This is a genomic window from Corallococcus sp. AB049A (assembly GCF_003668885.1).
Taxonomy (GTDB): domain Bacteria; phylum Myxococcota; class Myxococcia; order Myxococcales; family Myxococcaceae; genus Corallococcus; species Corallococcus interemptor.
This window is the reverse complement of sequence record NZ_RAWL01000036.1, coordinates 1-16,351: the sequence shown is the minus strand read 5'-3', so window position 1 is coordinate 16,351 and position 16,351 is coordinate 1. Positions and strand designations below refer to the sequence as shown.

The following is a 16,351-nucleotide window of genomic DNA, read 5'->3' as shown; positions in this document are numbered from 1 at the left end:
GGAGACGACCATGTTCAGGAGAGCGGCGGTGCTCGCGGTGGGCTGTGGCGCGTGGCTGTCCGGTTGCGGGACCGGCCTGGAGCAGGAGCACCAGGAGATCGTCTCCAACCTGGTCGAGGCGGGCTTCCAGCGCGGCGACATCCGGGTCGAGGCAGAGGGCGTCTCCGTGGGCGGCGACGCCCGGGTGAGCCTCGAGGCCTCCCGCGAGATGCTCCAGTCCGGCGGTGACGGCGAGGAGCAGTACCGGACGACGAACATCGTCAGCACGTCGCTGGTGCGGAAGATCTGCGTCAACCCCACGTCCACGTTCAACAGCTACAGCGGCCTGAGCCAGGGCCTGGACCTGGCCCTCCAGAACTACAACGCGCTGGGGCTCTGCTTCACGATGGTGCGGGGCGCGACCACCGGCTGCGACGCGACCATCGTCATGACGACCGCGGCGGGCACGGGCTACAACTCGGGCTTTCCCTCGGGCGGCAAGCCCTACGGGACCATCACCCTCGGCACCGGGTGGAACACGTCGCCGCTCGACACCATCGAGCACATCGTCACCCACGAGCTGGGCCATGCGCTGGGCATGCGCCACTCGGACTACTACTCCCAGGTCATCAGCTGTGGCACGGGCGGCAGCGAGGGCACCGCGGGCGTGGGGGCCATCCTCATCCCCGGCACGCCCGCCACGTCCTACGTGAACGGCTCCATCTTCAACGCCTGCCTCCCGCCGAACCCGACGGGTGAGTTCACCAGCACGGACATCACCGCGCTGAGGTTCCTCTACCGCTGCGGATGAGGCGTCAGCTGCGCTTCGAGCGTCCGCGCCCAGTGGGCCAGGACCTTGCGGCGCCGCGCGGTGTCGTCGTGGAGCAGGTTGGCGAGCGCCAGGCCTCGCAGCAGGTCCAGCGTCGCGCGCACGGCCTCGCGCACGTCGCGGTCGCGCTCGTCCAGGCCCAGCAGCTCCACGGTGAGCCGGTGCACCTCGCGGCCGACGTGCGTCTCCAGCGGTAGGAGCAGCGCCTTCAGCTCTTCGTCCGCCACGGCCGCCACCCACAGGTGCGTCGCGGCGGTGAAGAGCGGGCCGGCGTAGACGTCGTGGAGCAGGTTCAACAGCGGCTCGACGCGCCGCCGGCTCTCCGGCAGGCCGTTCGCGCGCCGCACCAGTTCCTCAATCTGCTGATGGAACACGTGCTCCACCGCGGCCGCGACCAGGGCCGCGCGCGTGGGGAAGTGGTGCTGACAGGCGCCGCGTGACACGCCCGCGCGCTCCGCGATGGCGCCCATCGTCGCCCCCGCCCAGCCCTTCTCCACCAGCACGTCGATGGCGGCCGTCATCAGCTTCTGCCGCGTCACCCGGCTGCGCTCCTGCTCCTGCCGTGTCGTCCCGCTCGCCGTGCCGCTCATGGAGCCACAGTGTTGCGGCGGGAAGAAAAAAGCAATCGTGATTGCTTTCTTTGGGCGTGGGGTGGAGACTCCCCGCTCCCTGGCTGAGGAGGTGCGATGGACGCGCGTTCGCTGCGAATCGGCAATGCATCCGGCTTCTACGGCGACCGCTTCTCCGCGTTCCGGGAGATGCTGGAGGGCGGTCCCCTGGACGTCCTCACCGGCGACTACCTGGCGGAGCTGACCATGCTCATCCTGGGCCGGGACCGGCTGAAGAACCCGTCGGGCGGGTACGCGCGGACGTTCCTGCGCCAGCTGGAGGAGACGCTGGGCCTCGCGGTGGAGCGCAAGGTCCGCATCGTCACGAACGCCGGCGGCCTCAACCCGGAAGGGCTCGCGAACGACCTGCGCGCGCTGGCCACGAAGCTCGGGGTGAGCGTCCGCATCGCGCACGTCGAGGGCGACGACCTCGTCGGCCGCGCGGACGAGCTGGGCTTCGACCAGCCCCTCACGGCGAACGCGTACCTTGGAGGCTGGGGCATCGCGGCGTGCCTGGAGGCGGGCGCGGACATCGTCGTCACGGGCCGCGTGACGGACGCGTCGCTCGTCGTGGGCCCCGCGGCCGCGCACTTCGGCTGGAAGCGCGATGACTGGGACCGGCTGGCGGGCGCCATGGTCGCGGGCCACGTCCTGGAGTGCGGCGCGCAGGCGACCGGCGGCAACTTCGCGCGCTTCGGTGAAATCGACGTGCGCCGGCCCGGCTTCCCGCTCGCGGAGGTCTTCGCGGACGGGTCGAGCATCATCACCAAGCACCCGGGCACCGGCGGGGCCGTCACCGTCGACACCGTGAAGGCCCAGCTCGTCTATGAAATCGGCGGCGCGCGCTACGCGGGCCCGGATGCCACGGCGCGCTTCGACACCATCGGGGTCAGCGCGGACGGTCCGGACCGCGTGCGCCTGTCGGGCGTGCGCGGCGAGCCGCCTCCTCCGGACGTGAAGGTGTGCCTGAACCGGCTCGGGGGCTTCCGCAACGACGCGCAGTTCATCCTCGTCGGCCTGGACATCGAGGAGAAGGCCGCGCTCGTGCGGGCGCAGCTCGAAGCGACGCTCAAGCCCCGGCCGGCCGAGGTCCTCTACACGCTCGCGCGCACCGACCAGCCGGATGCGCCCAGCGAGGAGCAGGCCTCGGCGCGGCTGCGCGTCTCCGTGAAGGACTCGGACCCGAAGGTCGTTGGCCGGTCCTTCAGCGGCGCCGTGGTGGAGCTCGCCCTGTGCAGCTACCCCGGGTTCTTCCTGCCGGAGCTTCCGGGTGAAGGTTCGCCCTTCGGCGTCTACACGCCCGGCTACGTGGATGCGCGCAAGGTGCCGCACGTCGCCGTCCTCCCGGATGGGCGGCGCGTGGACGTGACGCCTTCGGAGAGGACGCTCGGCCTGGAGGCGGTCCCCCCTCCGTCGCTGCCCGCGCAGCTGCCGCCGGGGACCTGCCGCCGCGTGCCGCTGGGCCAGGTGGCGCTGGCCCGCAGCGGTGACAAGGGCGGGGACGCGAACATCGGCGTCTGGGTCCGCACGGAGGAGGCCTGGCGCTGGCTGGTGCACACGCTCACGGAGGCGCAGCTGCGCACGCTGCTGCCGGAGGCCCGGGAGCTGTCAATCCAGCGGCACGTGCTGCCCAACCTGTTCGCGCTGAACTTCGTCATCGAGGGCCTGCTGGGTGAGGGCGTCTCGTCGTCCACGCGCTTTGATCAGCAGGCCAAGGCGCTCGGCGAGTGGCTGCGCTCGCGCCACGTCGACGTCCCGGAATCGCTTCTCTAACCCCTCCGCACGCGCACCGAGGAAGTCATGCAGCAGACCCAGGAACACCGCGCCATCCGTCAGACCGTCCGCAAGTTCGTGGAACAGGAGCTGAACCCGCACATCGATGCCTGGGAAGCCGCGGAGATCTTCCCGGCGCGCGAGGTCTTCAAGAAGCTGGGCGACCTCGGGCTGCTCGGCATCACGAAGCCCACGGAGTTCGGCGGGCTGGGGCTGGACGCGTCGTTCTCCGTCGCCTTCGCGGAGGAGCTGGGGCACTGCACCTGCGGCGCGCTGCCCATGGCCATTGGCGTCGTGACGGACATGGCGACGCCCGCGCTCGCCCGCTTCGGCAGTGATGCCCTCCGGCGGGAGTTCCTGGCGCCCACGCTCACGGGGGAGCGCGTCTGCTCCATCGCGGTGAGCGAGCCCGGCGCCGGCTCCGACGTGGCGAGCGTGACGACCACCGCGCGCCGGGACGGCGACGACTACGTCATCAACGGCAGCAAGATGTGGATCACCAACGGCATGCAGGCGGATTGGATCTGCCTGCTCGCCAACACGGGGGACGGGCCCGCGCACGCGAACAAGTCGCTCATCGTCGTGCCCATGGACCGCCCCGGCATCACCCGGTCGAAGATCCGCAAGCTGGGCATGTGGGCGTCGGACACGGCGCAGCTCTTCTTCGACGGCGTGCGCGTCCCGGCGCGCTTCCGCATTGGCGACGAGGGGCGCGGCTTCGCGATGCAGATGCAGCAGTTCCAGGAGGAGCGGCTGTTCGTGTCGGCCAGCACGCTGGTGACCTTCGACCGGCTCATCGCGCAGACCGCCGAGTACACGCGGCAGCGCAAGGCCTTTGGCCAGTCCATCCTGGACAACCAGAGCGTGCACTTCCGGCTCGCGGAGTTGCAGACGGAGGTGGAGGCGCTTCGCGCGCTCATCTACCGGACCGTCTCCATGTACATCGAGAACAAGGACGACCCGGAGGTCGTGAAGCTCGCCTCGATGTGCAAGCTCAAGTCGGGCCGGCTGGCCCGTGAACTCGCCGACGGCTGCCTCCAGTACTGGGGCGGCATGGGCTTCACCTGGGACAACCCCGTCGCCCGCGCCTACCGGGACCTGCGTCTGGGGTCCATCGGTGGCGGCGCCGACGAGGTGATGCTCGGAATCATCAGCAAGGCCATGGGAACGCTGCCCCGCAAGGCGCGCGGCTGAGGGAGCAACACGACATGGGATACCGTTCAGTCTTCGCCCCGAACTCCTTCGCGGGCCGCACCATCATCGTCACCGGCGCCGGCAGCGGCATCGGGCGTTGCACCGCGCATGAGCTGGCATCGCTCGGCGCGCACATCGTCCTGGTGGGCCGCAAGACGGAGAAGCTCGCGAAGGTCGCCGGCGAACTCGCCGCCGAGGGCCACGCGTCCACGCAGCACGCCGTGGACATCCGCGACGAGGCCGCGGTGCGCGACATGGTCGCCGCCGTCGTCCAGAAGCACGGCCGCATCCACGGGCTCGTGAACAACGCGGGCGGGCAGTTCCCGTCGCCGCTGTCGCAGATTTCCAAGAAGGGCTTCGAGGCGGTCGTCTCCACGAACCTCACCGGCGGCTTCCTGGTGGCGCGTGAGGTGTTCACCCAGTCCATGAGCGAGCACGGCGGCGCCATCGTGAACATGCTCGCGGATGCCTGGAACGGCATGCCGGGCATGGGGCACTCGGGCGCGGCGCGCGCCGGCATGTTCAACCTGACGCAGACCGCCGCCGTCGAGTGGGCCGAGTCCGGCGTGCGCGTCAACGCCGTCGCGCCCGGCTGGGTGGCCTCCAGCGGCCTGGACACCTACGAGGACCCGTTCGTCCGCGAGATGATCCCCATCCTGCGCAAGCAGGTGCCCCTGCACCGGCTGGCCACCGAGGCGGAGGTGAGCGGCGCCATCGTGTTCCTGCTCTCGGACGTGGCGGCGTTCATCACCGGCGAGGTCATCCGCATCGACGGGGGCGCGTCCTGCAACACGAAGGCGTACCCGCTGTCGGAGCACTCGAACTCGAAGCCGTACGACGGCTTCCACCTCGCGGCGCCGCCGGCCATCCTCGACGGCCCGAAGGAGAAGTGACGTGCCCACGCTCGTCTCCCAGGTTGAACCGGCCTCCGCCACCTTCACCACGCAGCGCAAGGAGATGCTCGCCCGCGTCGCCGAGCTGCGCGCCATCGAGCAGAAGTCGCGCGACACGGAGCTGCTGGCCCGCGAGAAGTTCAAGCAGCGCGGGCAGCTCCTGCCGCGGGAGCGCCTGGCGCTGCTGCTCGACCGGGGCTCGCCCTTCCTGGAGCTGTCCACGCTGTGCGGCTACAAGCACCACGACGACACCGACGGCTCGCTGGCGGGGGGCAACACCCTCATCGGCATCGGCTTCGTGTCCGGGGTGCGCTGCCTGGTGTTCGTCAGCAACTCCGCCGTGAAGGGCGGTACGGCGACGCCCTGGGGCGTCCAGAAGGCGCTGCGCGCGCAGGAGATTGCCCTGCAGAACCGGCTGCCTGTCGTATCGCTCGTGGAGAGCGGCGGGGCGAACCTGCTCTACCAGCAGGAGATCTTCATCCCGGGTGGGGAGACCTTCTACAACCAGGCGAAGCTGTCCGCGGCCGGCATCCCCCAGGTCACCGTCGTCCACGGTTCGAGCACCGCGGGCGGCGCGTACATCCCGGGCCTCTCCGACCACGTCGTCATGGTGCGCGGCAAGGCGAAGGTGTTCCTCGCCGGCCCTCCGCTGCTGCTCGCGGCCACGGGCGAGGTCGCCACGGACGAGGACCTGGGCGGCGCGGAGATGCACACCACCGTGGCCGGTACGTCGGACCATCTGGCTGAGGACGACGCCGACGGCATCCGCATCGCGCGCGAAATCGTCGCGTCGCTCGGGTGGAATGACGCGCTGCCGGCGGCCGCGCGGTCCGCGTTCGAGCCTCCCCGCTACGCGGTGGAGGAGCTGTGCGGCGTCGTGCCCATGGACCACCGCAAGCCGTACGACTGCCGCGAGGTGATTGCCCGGCTGGTGGATGGCTCGGACTTCTCCGCCTTCAAGGACGACTACGACGCGCTCACCGTCTGCGGCTGGGCGCGCATCGAGGGCCGGGCGGTGGGCATCATTGGCAACAACGGGCCCATCACGGCGAAGGGCGCGACGAAGGCGGGACAGTTCATCCAGCTGTGCTGCCAGGCGCGCACGCCCATCGTCTACCTGCAGAACACCACGGGCTACATGGTGGGCACGCAGTCGGAGCAGGGCGGCATCGTGAAGCACGGCGCGAAGATGCTTCAGGCGGTGGCCAACGCGACCGTGCCTCAGATGACCCTTCTCCTGGGCGGTGCCTTTGGCGCGGGCAACTACGGGATGTGCGGCCGTGCGTTCCACCCGCGCTTCATCTTCGCGTGGCCCAACGCGCGCACCGCGGTGATGGGCGGCGAGCAGGCGGCGAAGGTGCTGACCATCGTCGCCACGGAGAAGGCCCGGCGCGCGGGGCTGCCGCCCGACCAGGAGTTCCTGGACGGGATGGCGAAGCCGCTCATCGAGCAGTTCGATCAGGAGTCCGACGCCTTCCACTGCAGCGCGCGGCTGTTCGACGACGGCGTCATCGACCCCCGGGACACGCGGCGGGTGCTCGGGTTCATCCTGGCCACGTGCGACGAGGCTTCGCGCCGCACGCTGTCGCCCAACTCCTTCGGCGTCGCCCGGCTGTAGCGAGGGGAATCATGAAACGCATCCACAAGGTGCTGGTGGCGAACCGGGGTGAGATCGCCGTGCGTGTGTTGCGCACGTGCCGCCGGTTGGGGCTGCGCACGGTCGCGGTCTTCTCCGACGCGGACCGGGACGCGCCCCACGTGCGGCTGGCGGACGAAGCGATGCACCTGGGGCCGCCCCCCGCCAGGGAGTCCTACCTCTCCATCGAACGGGTCATCGCCGCGGCGAAGGCGTCCGGCGCGGATGCCATCCATCCGGGGTACGGCTTCCTGTCGGAGAACGAGGACTTCGCGCGCGCGTGCTCTGAAGCCGGACTCGTCTTCGTCGGGCCGCCGGCGGAGGCCATCGAGCTGATGGGGAACAAGCGGCAGGCGAAGCTGCGCATGCAGGCCGCGGACGTGCCCTGCATCCCCGGCTATGAGGCGGCGCGCCCTGGCGAATCGCTCGACGACGAGGCCCTGGTCCGCGAGGGCCAGCGCGTCGGCTTTCCCATCATGGTGAAGGCGGCGGCGGGCGGTGGTGGGCGAGGCATGCGGCTGGTGCGTGAGCCGGGCGCGCTGCTGGGCGCCATCCAGTCCGCGCGCTCCGAGGCGACGAACGCCTTTGGCAGCGGCGAGCTCATCCTGGAGCGCGCCATCGAGGGCGCGCGTCACGTGGAGGTGCAGGTCTTCGCGGACGAGCACGGGAACGCCGTGCACCTGGGCGAGCGCGACTGCTCCGTCCAGCGCCGGCATCAGAAGGTGATTGAAGAGAGCCCGTCCCCGGCCGTCACGCCCGAGCTGCGTGAGCGCATGGGGGCCGTGGCGGTGCAGGCCATCCGCGCCATCGGGTATCGCGGCGCGGGCACCATCGAGTTCCTGCTGGCGCCCAACGGCGACTTCTTCTTCATGGAGATGAACACGCGGCTCCAGGTCGAACACCCGGTGACGGAGCTCATCACCGGGCTGGACCTGGTGGAGTGGCAGCTGCGCGTCGCCGACGGCGAAGCGCTCCCGCTGACGCAGGCGGAGGTCCGGTTCCACGGGCACGCCATCGAGGCGCGCCTGTGCGCCGAGGACCCGGCGAAGGGCTTCCTCCCGCAGACGGGCCGGCTCCTCGCGTGGGTGCCGCCGCAAGGGGAGGGCGTCCGCGTGGACCATGGCGTGCGTGAAGGCCAGGACATCACGCCGTTCTACGACTCCATGCAGGCGAAGCTCATCGCGCACGGACCGGACCGCGAGACGGCGCGCGAGCGGCTGGCCTCCGCGCTGCGGGAGCTGACGGTGTTCGGCGTCACGACGAACAGCACCTTCATCCAGCACGTGCTCGCGCACGAGGCGTTCCGCTCCGGCCGGTACGACACGGGCTTCGTCGCCGCGCATACGCCGCCGGAGACGCTGGGGGCGCTCGGGCAAGGCTCCACGGAGGACCAGGCCATCCTGGCCGCCGTGCTCTTCCATGACGACGCGCTGGCGCTGTCCCGGAAGGGAGGCTTCGACGCGGCGCTCACGGGCTGGAGCAGCTCCTCCGCCTTGCCGGTGCCGGTCGTCCTGCATGACGGGGCCTCGGAGTTCCGCGCTTCGGTCCGCCCTGCCGGGCCGGAGGCCTATGACGTCCGCATCGGGGACACGGCGGTCGCGCTCTCACTGCGCGGCTTGGACGCCGGTCGCGTCGAGGTCGAGGTGTCAGGGCGCCGCCGCCCGGTCCGCTACCGGCGCGCGGGGGCGACGTTGTGGAGCTCGCTCGACGGCATCACGCGGCAGCTTCGCGACGTCTCCTTCCGGCTGCCCTCCGAACGCGAGCGCGCCAGCGACGGCCGCCTGCGCGCGCCCATGGACGGCCGCATCATCCGGGTGAGCACGGAGGTCGGCGCGACGGTGAAGAAGGGCGACGTGCTGGTGGTGCTCGAAGCGATGAAGATGGAGTCGTCCCTCATCGCGCCCACGGATGGCGTGGTCACGGCGGTGAACGTCACGGTCGGGGCGCAGGTGCCGGCACGGCACGTCGTCGCGGTCGTCTCCCCTGAAGCGAAGGAGGCAGCATGAGTGAAGCATCGCTCGTCCGGTACGAAGTCTCTCGCGGCGTCGCCACCCTCACGCTGGACTCGCCCAAGAATCGCAACGCGCTGTCGCGCGCGCTGGTGACTCAACTGCTGGAGCGGCTGCGCGCAGTGGCGGTGGACCCGGAGGTGCGCGCGGTCGTCCTCGCGGCCACCGGTCCCGCGTTCTGCGCGGGCGCGGACCTCTCGGAGATGGCGGACGGCGGCGCCGCGAAGGCTCCGGCCGTGCTGCTCGATGTCCTGCGCACGATCGTCACGCTGCCCCAGCCCGTCGTGGCGAAGGTGGCCGGGCAGGTGCGGGCCGGGGGCATCGGCATCGTGGGCGCTTGCGACGTGGCGGTCGTCGCCGAGTCCGTGAAGTTCGCCTTCACGGAGGCGCGCATCGGCGTGACGCCCGCGGTCATCTCCCTCACCACGCTGCCACACCTGACCAGCCGGGCCGCGAGCCGCTACTTCCTCACCGGCGAGGCCTTCGACGCCGCCGAGGCCGCGCGCATCGGGCTCATCACCTCCGCGGTGCCGGACGCGTCGCTGGAGGGCGCCGTGGAGCAGATCCTGGAGACCTTCCGCGTGTCGTCGCCGCAGGGCCTGCGCGAGACGAAGCAGCTGGTCTCCGCCGGCCTGCGCGCGCGCATCGACGCTGGGGGCGATGCGATGGTGGCGCTCTCCGGCCGGCTGTTCGCCTCCGAAGAAGCCCAGGAGGGCATGATCGCCTTCCTGGAGCGCCGGCCTCCCGCCTGGGCCGCTGCCAAGTAGACGAGAAAGGATGCCCACGATGTCCGTGACCCAGGAAGCGCAGTCCCCGCGCATCAGCCGCATCTCGCTGGGAGACATCGTCCACCGGTCGGCGTTGCGCTGGCCGGAGCGGACGGCGCTCGTCGACGGGGAGCTGGAGCTCTCCTACGCGGAGCTTGACCGGCGCTCGAACGCGTTCGCGCACCACCTGCTCGGGCAGAGGCTGGCGCAGGGCGCGCGCGTCGCCATGCTCTGCGGCAACTCGGCGCAGATGGTCACCGCGTTCGTGGGCATCTACAAGTCAGGGCTCGTCTGGGTGCCCATCAACACCGGCCTCTCCGTGGAGGGCATCCGGTACATCCTCGAACACGCGGAGGCGACCCACGCCGTCGTCGACGCGGAGTTCCTCGCGAAGCCCGGGCTCAAGGCGATGTTCGATGCGCTGGGCACCCGCCTCATCGTCTGCGTTCCGGAGGGACAGGCGGCGCCGGGCGGGGACACGGTCGCGTTCCTGGACACGCTCCAGGGCCAGCCCGGCACGCTGCCGGAGGTGGACATCCGCAGCGGCCAGATGGCGCAGATCATGTACACCAGCGGCACCACCGGGCAGCAGAAGGGCGTGATGCACTCGCACGCGTCGGTGCACGCGGCGCTGAGCGGGAACCTGTTCGAGCTGGGCATGCGGGCGAGGGACTCCACCCTCTGCGTGCTGCCCATGTTCCACTGCGCGCAGCACGCCATCGTGATGACGTTCCTGCTGGCCGGAGCGGCCGTCGTCGTGCGACGGGCGTTCGACCCGGGGGCGATGCTCGCGACCATCGAGCAGCGCGGCATCACGTTCCTGCTGGGCCTGCCGGTGATGTACGGCGCGATGCTGGCGCACCCGGCGCGTCCGGCCACGAAGCTGTCCAGCCTGCGCCTGTGCCTCTACGTGATGGCGCCCATGGCGCGCACGCTGCTGGTGGAGCTCATCGAGCACCTCTGCCCGGGCGGCTTCGCGCTCGCGTCGGGGCAGACGGAGATGTACCCGGCGACGACCATGTTCAAGCCGGAGCAGCAGCTCAAGCGCTTCGGCTCGTACTGGGGCGACTCGGTGGTGACGAACGAGACGGCCATCATGGACGACGACGGCCGGCTGCTCGGGCGCGGCGAGGTGGGGGAGATCGTCCACCGCGGGCCGAACGTGATGCTGGGCTACTACAAGGACCCGGAGGCGACCGCGCGGGCGAGCGCGTTCGGCTGGCACCACACCGGCGACCTGGGCATGTTCGACGCCGACGGCCAGCTGCTCTTCGTGGACCGCAAGAAGGACATGATCAAGACGGGCGGAGAGAACGTCCCGTCCATCAAGGTCGAGGAGGTCCTCCTGCGGCATCCCGCCGTGCTCCAGGCCGCCGTGGTGGGCCTGCCGCACGCGCGTTGGACGGAGGCGGTGACGGGCTTCGTCGTGCTCAAGCCCGGCGCCACCGCGACGGATGCGGAGATCCACGCCCACTGCCGGCAGCACCTCGGGGGCTTCGAGGTGCCGAAGGCCATCGTCCTGCTGCTGGCCATGCCGCAGACGAGCACCGGCAAGGCCCAGAAGTTCGTCCTCCGGCAGCAGTACGCGGCGCACTACGGCTAGCTAGCGGCTGCCCAGCAGGCCATAGGGCTTCCACTCCAGGATCTTCAGGTCGAACCCCGCCTGGCGCTTCGAGGCGAGCCACTCCTCGAGCGCGCCCAGCGCGGAGGCCTCGTCATCGAACTGCTGGCGCTCGCCTTCGCGGGTGACCAGCGTGGTGCCTTCCACGATGGCGGACGTGTACTGCGCCTTGGGCCCGCTGTAGTTCGCGAGCTCCCGCTCCAGCGGACCCCGGCCGGGCACCCCGGTCGTGACGCGCACGAAGTCCTCCGCGTAGCGGGACTCCAGCCGCCGGAGTTCCCGCGCGGCGGCATCGGAGGTCTCAAAGGCCAGGCGGAACGTGCGCATCGACCCGTTGTTGTAGCCCGCGTGCAGCTGCACGACGGCGCCGAAGCGCTCCACCTCCAGGAACAGGTCCCCGCGCTTGCGCCAGAAGGTGACGCGCTCGGAGGCCCGCTGCTTCACGTCCAGGGCCGGCTGCGGCTCCTGTCCGAGGAACCGGTTCCCGTCGAAGATCTGCATCGCCCGGATCCCCGGGCGCGTCAGCCATACCTCGCCTGTCTTGCGCTGGGCGTAGACGACGTCCTTCGCGTGCGCGTCCTCCGGCGCCCGCGCCACGATGCCGGCGATGTCCAGGCCCTGGAGCTCCTCGGCGGTGGGCGCATCCGGCTCGCGGACCCGCCGGGGCTGGAGCGTCGCGGTGAAGACGGGTTCGCCCTTCTGGATGCGCTCGAAGAGCACGTCGTGGTTGAGCTCCCCCAGGTCGATGTCCCACAGCTCCGGCAGGAGGAAGGTGGACGCGAGCGATGCGGCCGTCTCTCCGGAGCGGCCGTTCTCCAGGTGGTGCTCGGTGTGGGCTTTGCCGTAACAGGCGACGTCGTGGTCGTTCTCGTCGAGGAAGCGCGTGGTGAGGTCGCCCGCCACGATGAGGCTTTCGTCGTTGTGGATGCCCTGGATGGCGTCGCGGACCACCAGGTCCCCGAGCACCAGGAAGTTCCCCGACGTCTGGAGCCCCCACGCCGTGCAGCGGCCCAGGACCACGACCGTCGAGTCCGGCCCGCAGTCCTCCAGCACGCCCGCCACCTCCAGGTCGCCGAGGACGACGAGGGGCGCCTCGACACGCAGCGGACCGGAAGCCCTCGCGTTGCCGGTGATGACCCGGGCCTCGGAGACGGTCCCTTCGAGCACCGCGTCCTCGGGCGCCAGCAGCTCGCGCATCACCACGGCCGCGAAGCCGACGGGCGACAGGGGACCGGGGCACAGCGCCTGGATGAGCTGGGACGGCTCCATGCGCGGGTCGCGGAAATTGCTCGCGAGCTCCGAGACCTCAGGGTCCCCGTGGTGGGAGAGCGCTTCGAGGGTCGCACCGTCGAGCCGTGCGCGCACGGCCTCCGCGCGCGAGAGGAATTCTTCCTGAATGAGGAGCATGGGGACACGCTACCCGCTCGGATGTGATAGTGATTGGGAAAGAGGGTGCCGGGCCGGCGGCATCCTTGAATTCGAGGGGGAGTCCCCATGACAGTCAGTTGGAGAGAAATGCTCTCACGGGCCACGGCGCTGTTTTTCCTGGGATTGGGAATGGCCTCGTGCGGCACGAAGGATCCGGGCCCGGACACACAGGAAGTCCCGAGGCTCGAGGTGCTGCGGGAGAACGCGCGGCTGCTGGGCGTGGACGAGCGGCAGCGCTTCCTGCTGTTCACGGACCAGAACGACTCTGGCACGTACGCGAAGTTGCTCCCCCTGGGCGTGGACACGCGCATCAGCGATCCGGCGCAAGGGGCCACGCTCGCGCAGGACGGCAGCGTGGTGCTGCTCTGGAGCGCGCCCGATGGAGCACAGGCCCGGACCCGGTGGCTCTGGCGCCCCGGTTCAGGCGCCGGCATTCCCTTCACCACACGCTCCACCGGTGACGCCGTTCATGACCGGGCGCTGAGCTATCTGGCCTTCACCGAAACCGACGCGGGAACGACCTCACTGCGCGTGATGGACACGGCCACCTGCACCCAGCAGGCCTGCCCCTTGCGGACGGTGCTCGAGGTCCCCGGAAACCTGCTGTCGCTCCAGGTGGGAGGGAAGACCGTGCTCGCGTTCGACGCGAAGCAGGGCTGGCTCATCGACGTGCCGTCCGGCGCCGTGACGGAGCTGGGGCCGCAGCCGGAGCCGCCCACGCTCTCTCCGGATGGCGCGCACTACATCCTGTTCGACGGGGCCGGGCACCTCCAGGTGTTCGACACCGCCACCCGCACCCTCCAGTGGGAGCGCCCCTGGGCGCAGGACGTGTCGCGCGCGGGCTGGAAGGTCGGCGCCGCGGTGATGACCGACGCGAAGCTCCTGGTCGTCAACATCTACGAGCCGCCGCCGCCCGGCTCCATTCCGCTCGTGCGCGCGACCCTCACCTGTGATGCGACGTCGTGCCGGGGCCTCGATGGCGGGGACGGGAACTGTGGGCTGGCGGGCCGCGGGGACCTCGTGAGCTGCAGCCGCCAGGTGCGGTGCGGTCCGTACGGATGCGAGTACAACTCCCTCTACTTCGATGCCTCCATGCGGCTGCTCTCGAACACGTCCAGCACCGGCGCCCGCCAGCCTCAACCGGCCTTCAGCGCGGACCTGACGCAGAACGTCTCGCTCTATCGCGACTCATCCTCCGACAGGTTGATCTGGAACCGGCCAGAGGGCGGCCGCGAGCTGGCGCTGCAGGGTTATCTGGACACGAACATCTGCACCTTCCTGCCGGGCGCGGAGCGCGTGGTGTTCGCCCAGAGGCTGACGCGTTCGGATGGCGTGAGTGAAACCCGCTTGTGGACCTGGGACGGAACCGCGCTGAAGGACGAGCTGGCCCTGCCGAGCCCGCCCTCGTCTCTTCCCGTGGTGCGCGCCTCCCCGACCACGCTGTACGTGAACGTCGAGGCGGCGGACCGCAACTATTCCCATATCGCCCGGATCCGGCTCCAGCCGTAGGAGAACACCCAGTGACTGCTCAAAGACGAACGTGGACGCTGCTGGGACTGTTGCTGGCGGGCCTGGGCGCCGCGCATTGCCGCGACCCCGTGGATCCGCCGCCCGTGGAGGGGGAGAAGGAGACGCCGCCCCTTCCGGCCATGGCGCGCGAAGCCCGCCTGCTCCAGGTGGATGCGGCACAGCGCGTGCTGCTGTCCATCCGGGCGGACGGCACCTACGCGCAGGACCTCCCGGATGGCGCACCCGTGCGCATCGCGGACGCGGCGGAAGGCGCGGACATCACGGGCGACGGCCAGACCACGGTGATGTGGAGCGCGGAGGCGGACGGGATGCGGACGGTGTGGCTCTGGCGGCGCGGCACGCCGGAGGCCATCGTGCTCAGCCAGAAGGCCCGGGGGCCGGTGCTCCATGACGGGGGCCAGAGCTTCGTGGCCTTCCTCGAACAGGACGGCACGGGCGCCTCCGCCGTGCGCGTGGCGAGGATTCCAACCTGCCTGCCCGGTGACTGCGTGCTCCAGACGCTCCTCCAGGTGCAGGGCGGGACGCCGGCGCTGCGGCGCGGTGGCACGACGCTGTCACTGCAGAATGGCGCACACCGCTGGTTGATTGACGTGCCCACTGGCGCGGTGAAGGACCTGGGAGAGCTCCCGGGGCATTCCTTCGTGTCGCCCGCGATGACCCGCTACGGCTGGGCGGAGCATGATCACGTGCGCCTGTTCGACAGCGCCACGGGCGCGCAGGTGTGGGAACAGGTCATCGAGCACGCCGACTTCCAGAGCTGGATCTCCACCCATGCCTTCATGCTGAGCGAAGAGCGGGTCTATGTCGGCTCGGAGGACATCTACATGGGCACTCCGCAGGGCGTGCCCAAGAGTCATCGGACGTATGCGTGCGGAGCGCAGGGCTGCTCGTCATCCCTCGGCGGCGACAGCTGCTACCCCGCCACGTTGCAGGGCCAGCTCGCGATGTGGTGCCGGCCGGACCCCTGCCTCCAGATCCGATGCCCGCAGCCCAGTCCCAGCTACCGGGACAGCGAAGGCGCGTGGCTCTATTCCGAGTCAGAGTCCGGCAGGGTCTTGGGTCCCATCCTCAGCCAGGACCTCAAGAACTCGGTGGGGCTCTACGGTGAACAGGGCCAGCTCCACCGGCTGGAATGGCGACGGGAAGACGAGTTCTGGTCGCTGTACCTGGACGCGCCCTATCCGAGCGCGCCCATCCAGTTCCTCCCCGACAAGTCGCGCGTGGTGTTCCACCAGCAGGTGTTCGAGGCGGATGGAATCGCCCGGAGCCACCTGTGGACGTGGGACCGGTTCCGGCGGGTCGACCTGGGCCGGCTGGACGGCGCGCCCGGGCCCATGAGCATCGTGCGTGACAACCCGCCCACGTTCTATCTGGACACGGACGTCGTGAACGCGGATGGCACCGCGGGGACGGCCATCGTCCGCGTCGCGCTCTGAGTCATGGCGTACGGCCGGGCCCCCGACGAGGGCCCGGCCGTGGTTCATCCGCCGGGGCCTACTGGCAGATGGTGACGTCCGAACACAGGCACTGGCGAGCGCCGGCCAGGCCACACTGGCGGAAGCACGAGCAGTCCTCGTTCATGCAGATGTCGGGGCAGATGCCGCTGGCTTCGGAGCTGGCGGGCATCAGCGTCCCGGCGGCGCCACCGGCCACGACGCCCAGCATGAACACCCACTTCACGATTCCCTTGCGCATGTACGACCTCCCAGGTTGAACGGCCCGGGCATTCTAGAGGTGCGTCTTCCACCGGGCGAGGCCCGGCCCGGAGGTCCAGGGCCCTGGCGCCGTGCTGCCTCTTCGTCGCATGGGTTGTGCACGTTCCTGATGCCATGCCCAGCCCCAAGGGCAGTGGTTCCCTGAGAGGCGTCCCTCGACCTTCAGCCCCGGTTCATCAAGGGGGAGCATGCAATGAAGGCATTCAAGGCAGTCCTGCTGGGGACGCTCGCGTCGGCGCTGCTCGTGGGGGCGGGTTGCAAGACCACGAAGGGCGAAGGCTCGGAGGGGGGCGGCACCGGCGGCTCCGGATCGACTCCGAGTGGGTCCGACGACATGAGTGGAGACGAGGGGACCCCCCATGGAGGAAC

13 protein-coding genes are annotated in these 16,351 nt (G+C 70.4%); 10 read left to right on the top strand and 3 right to left on the bottom strand.

All coding sequences use genetic code 11. From position 1 onward, the window contains the following. Positions 1-10 precede the first annotated feature (10 nt). Positions 11-790: a zinc-dependent metalloprotease gene (locus D7X55_RS06345; protein ID WP_121722523.1), complete on the top strand. Its 780-nt coding sequence runs from the start codon at positions 11-13 to the stop codon at positions 788-790. On the opposite strand, the gene D7X55_RS06340 is transcribed toward D7X55_RS06345, so the two are convergent. Then, positions 775-1,398 carry a TetR/AcrR family transcriptional regulator gene (locus D7X55_RS06340; protein WP_120550555.1) on the bottom strand — a complete coding sequence of 208 codons (624 nt, stop codon included), beginning with the start codon at positions 1,396-1,398 and terminating at the stop codon, positions 775-777. The two genes, D7X55_RS06345 and D7X55_RS06340, sit on opposite strands and share 16 nt — an antisense overlap. 96 nt (positions 1,399-1,494) lie before the next feature. Here D7X55_RS06340 and D7X55_RS06335 point away from each other — a divergent pair, with 96 nt between their 5' ends. The 7 genes from D7X55_RS06335 to D7X55_RS06305 are packed head-to-tail and all read left to right on the top strand — an operon-like array spanning position 1,495 to position 11,291. After that, positions 1,495-3,189 (top strand): acyclic terpene utilization AtuA family protein, encoded by a 1,695-nt coding sequence (locus D7X55_RS06335; RefSeq protein ID WP_120550554.1) that lies wholly within the window; start codon positions 1,495-1,497, stop codon positions 3,187-3,189. Between the two features lie 27 nt (positions 3,190-3,216). Further along, positions 3,217-4,383, top strand: a complete 1,167-nt coding sequence (locus D7X55_RS06330) for an acyl-CoA dehydrogenase family protein (protein ID WP_121722522.1) — start codon at positions 3,217-3,219, stop codon at positions 4,381-4,383. Between the two features lie 14 nt (positions 4,384-4,397). After that, positions 4,398-5,276 carry an SDR family oxidoreductase gene (locus tag D7X55_RS06325; RefSeq protein WP_121722521.1) on the top strand — a complete coding sequence of 293 codons (879 nt, stop codon included), beginning with the start codon at positions 4,398-4,400 and terminating at the stop codon, positions 5,274-5,276. Between the two features lies 1 nt (position 5,277). Further along, positions 5,278-6,894 (top strand): acyl-CoA carboxylase subunit beta, encoded by a 1,617-nt coding sequence (locus D7X55_RS06320; RefSeq protein WP_120550551.1) that lies wholly within the window; start codon positions 5,278-5,280, stop codon positions 6,892-6,894. Positions 6,895-6,905: 11 nt separating this feature from the next. After that, complete coding sequence (locus tag D7X55_RS06315) at positions 6,906-8,918, top strand: acetyl-CoA carboxylase biotin carboxylase subunit (RefSeq protein WP_120550550.1); 2,013 nt, start codon at positions 6,906-6,908, stop codon at positions 8,916-8,918. After that, positions 8,915-9,688 (top strand): enoyl-CoA hydratase family protein, encoded by a 774-nt coding sequence (locus D7X55_RS06310; RefSeq protein WP_121722520.1) that lies wholly within the window; start codon positions 8,915-8,917, stop codon positions 9,686-9,688. Before D7X55_RS06315 ends, D7X55_RS06310 begins: the two co-directional genes overlap by 4 nt. 19 nt (positions 9,689-9,707) lie before the next feature. After that, positions 9,708-11,291 (top strand): AMP-binding protein, encoded by a 1,584-nt coding sequence (locus D7X55_RS06305; protein ID WP_121722519.1) that lies wholly within the window; start codon positions 9,708-9,710, stop codon positions 11,289-11,291. Here the strand turns inward: D7X55_RS06305 and D7X55_RS06300 are convergent, their stop codons facing one another. Further along, the gene (locus tag D7X55_RS06300; RefSeq protein WP_121722518.1) at positions 11,292-12,716 is read right to left on the bottom strand and encodes a hypothetical protein; all 1,425 of its coding nucleotides are present in this window, start codon (positions 12,714-12,716) and stop codon (positions 11,292-11,294) included. A gap of 150 nt (positions 12,717-12,866) precedes the next feature. Here D7X55_RS06300 and D7X55_RS06295 point away from each other — a divergent pair, with 150 nt between their 5' ends. Next, a complete protein-coding gene (locus D7X55_RS06295; protein ID WP_147470036.1) occupies positions 12,867-14,246 on the top strand; it encodes a hypothetical protein in 1,380 nt (459 codons plus the stop codon). Between the two features lie 11 nt (positions 14,247-14,257). Further along, positions 14,258-15,703, top strand: coding sequence for a hypothetical protein (locus D7X55_RS06290; protein WP_147470035.1), 1,446 nt, complete (start codon positions 14,258-14,260; stop codon positions 15,701-15,703). A 58-nt stretch (positions 15,704-15,761) separates the two neighbouring features. On the opposite strand, the gene D7X55_RS06285 is transcribed toward D7X55_RS06290, so the two are convergent. Further along, complete coding sequence (locus D7X55_RS06285) at positions 15,762-15,962, bottom strand: hypothetical protein (protein WP_120550545.1); 201 nt, start codon at positions 15,960-15,962, stop codon at positions 15,762-15,764. Between the last annotated feature and the right edge of the window lie 389 nt (positions 15,963-16,351).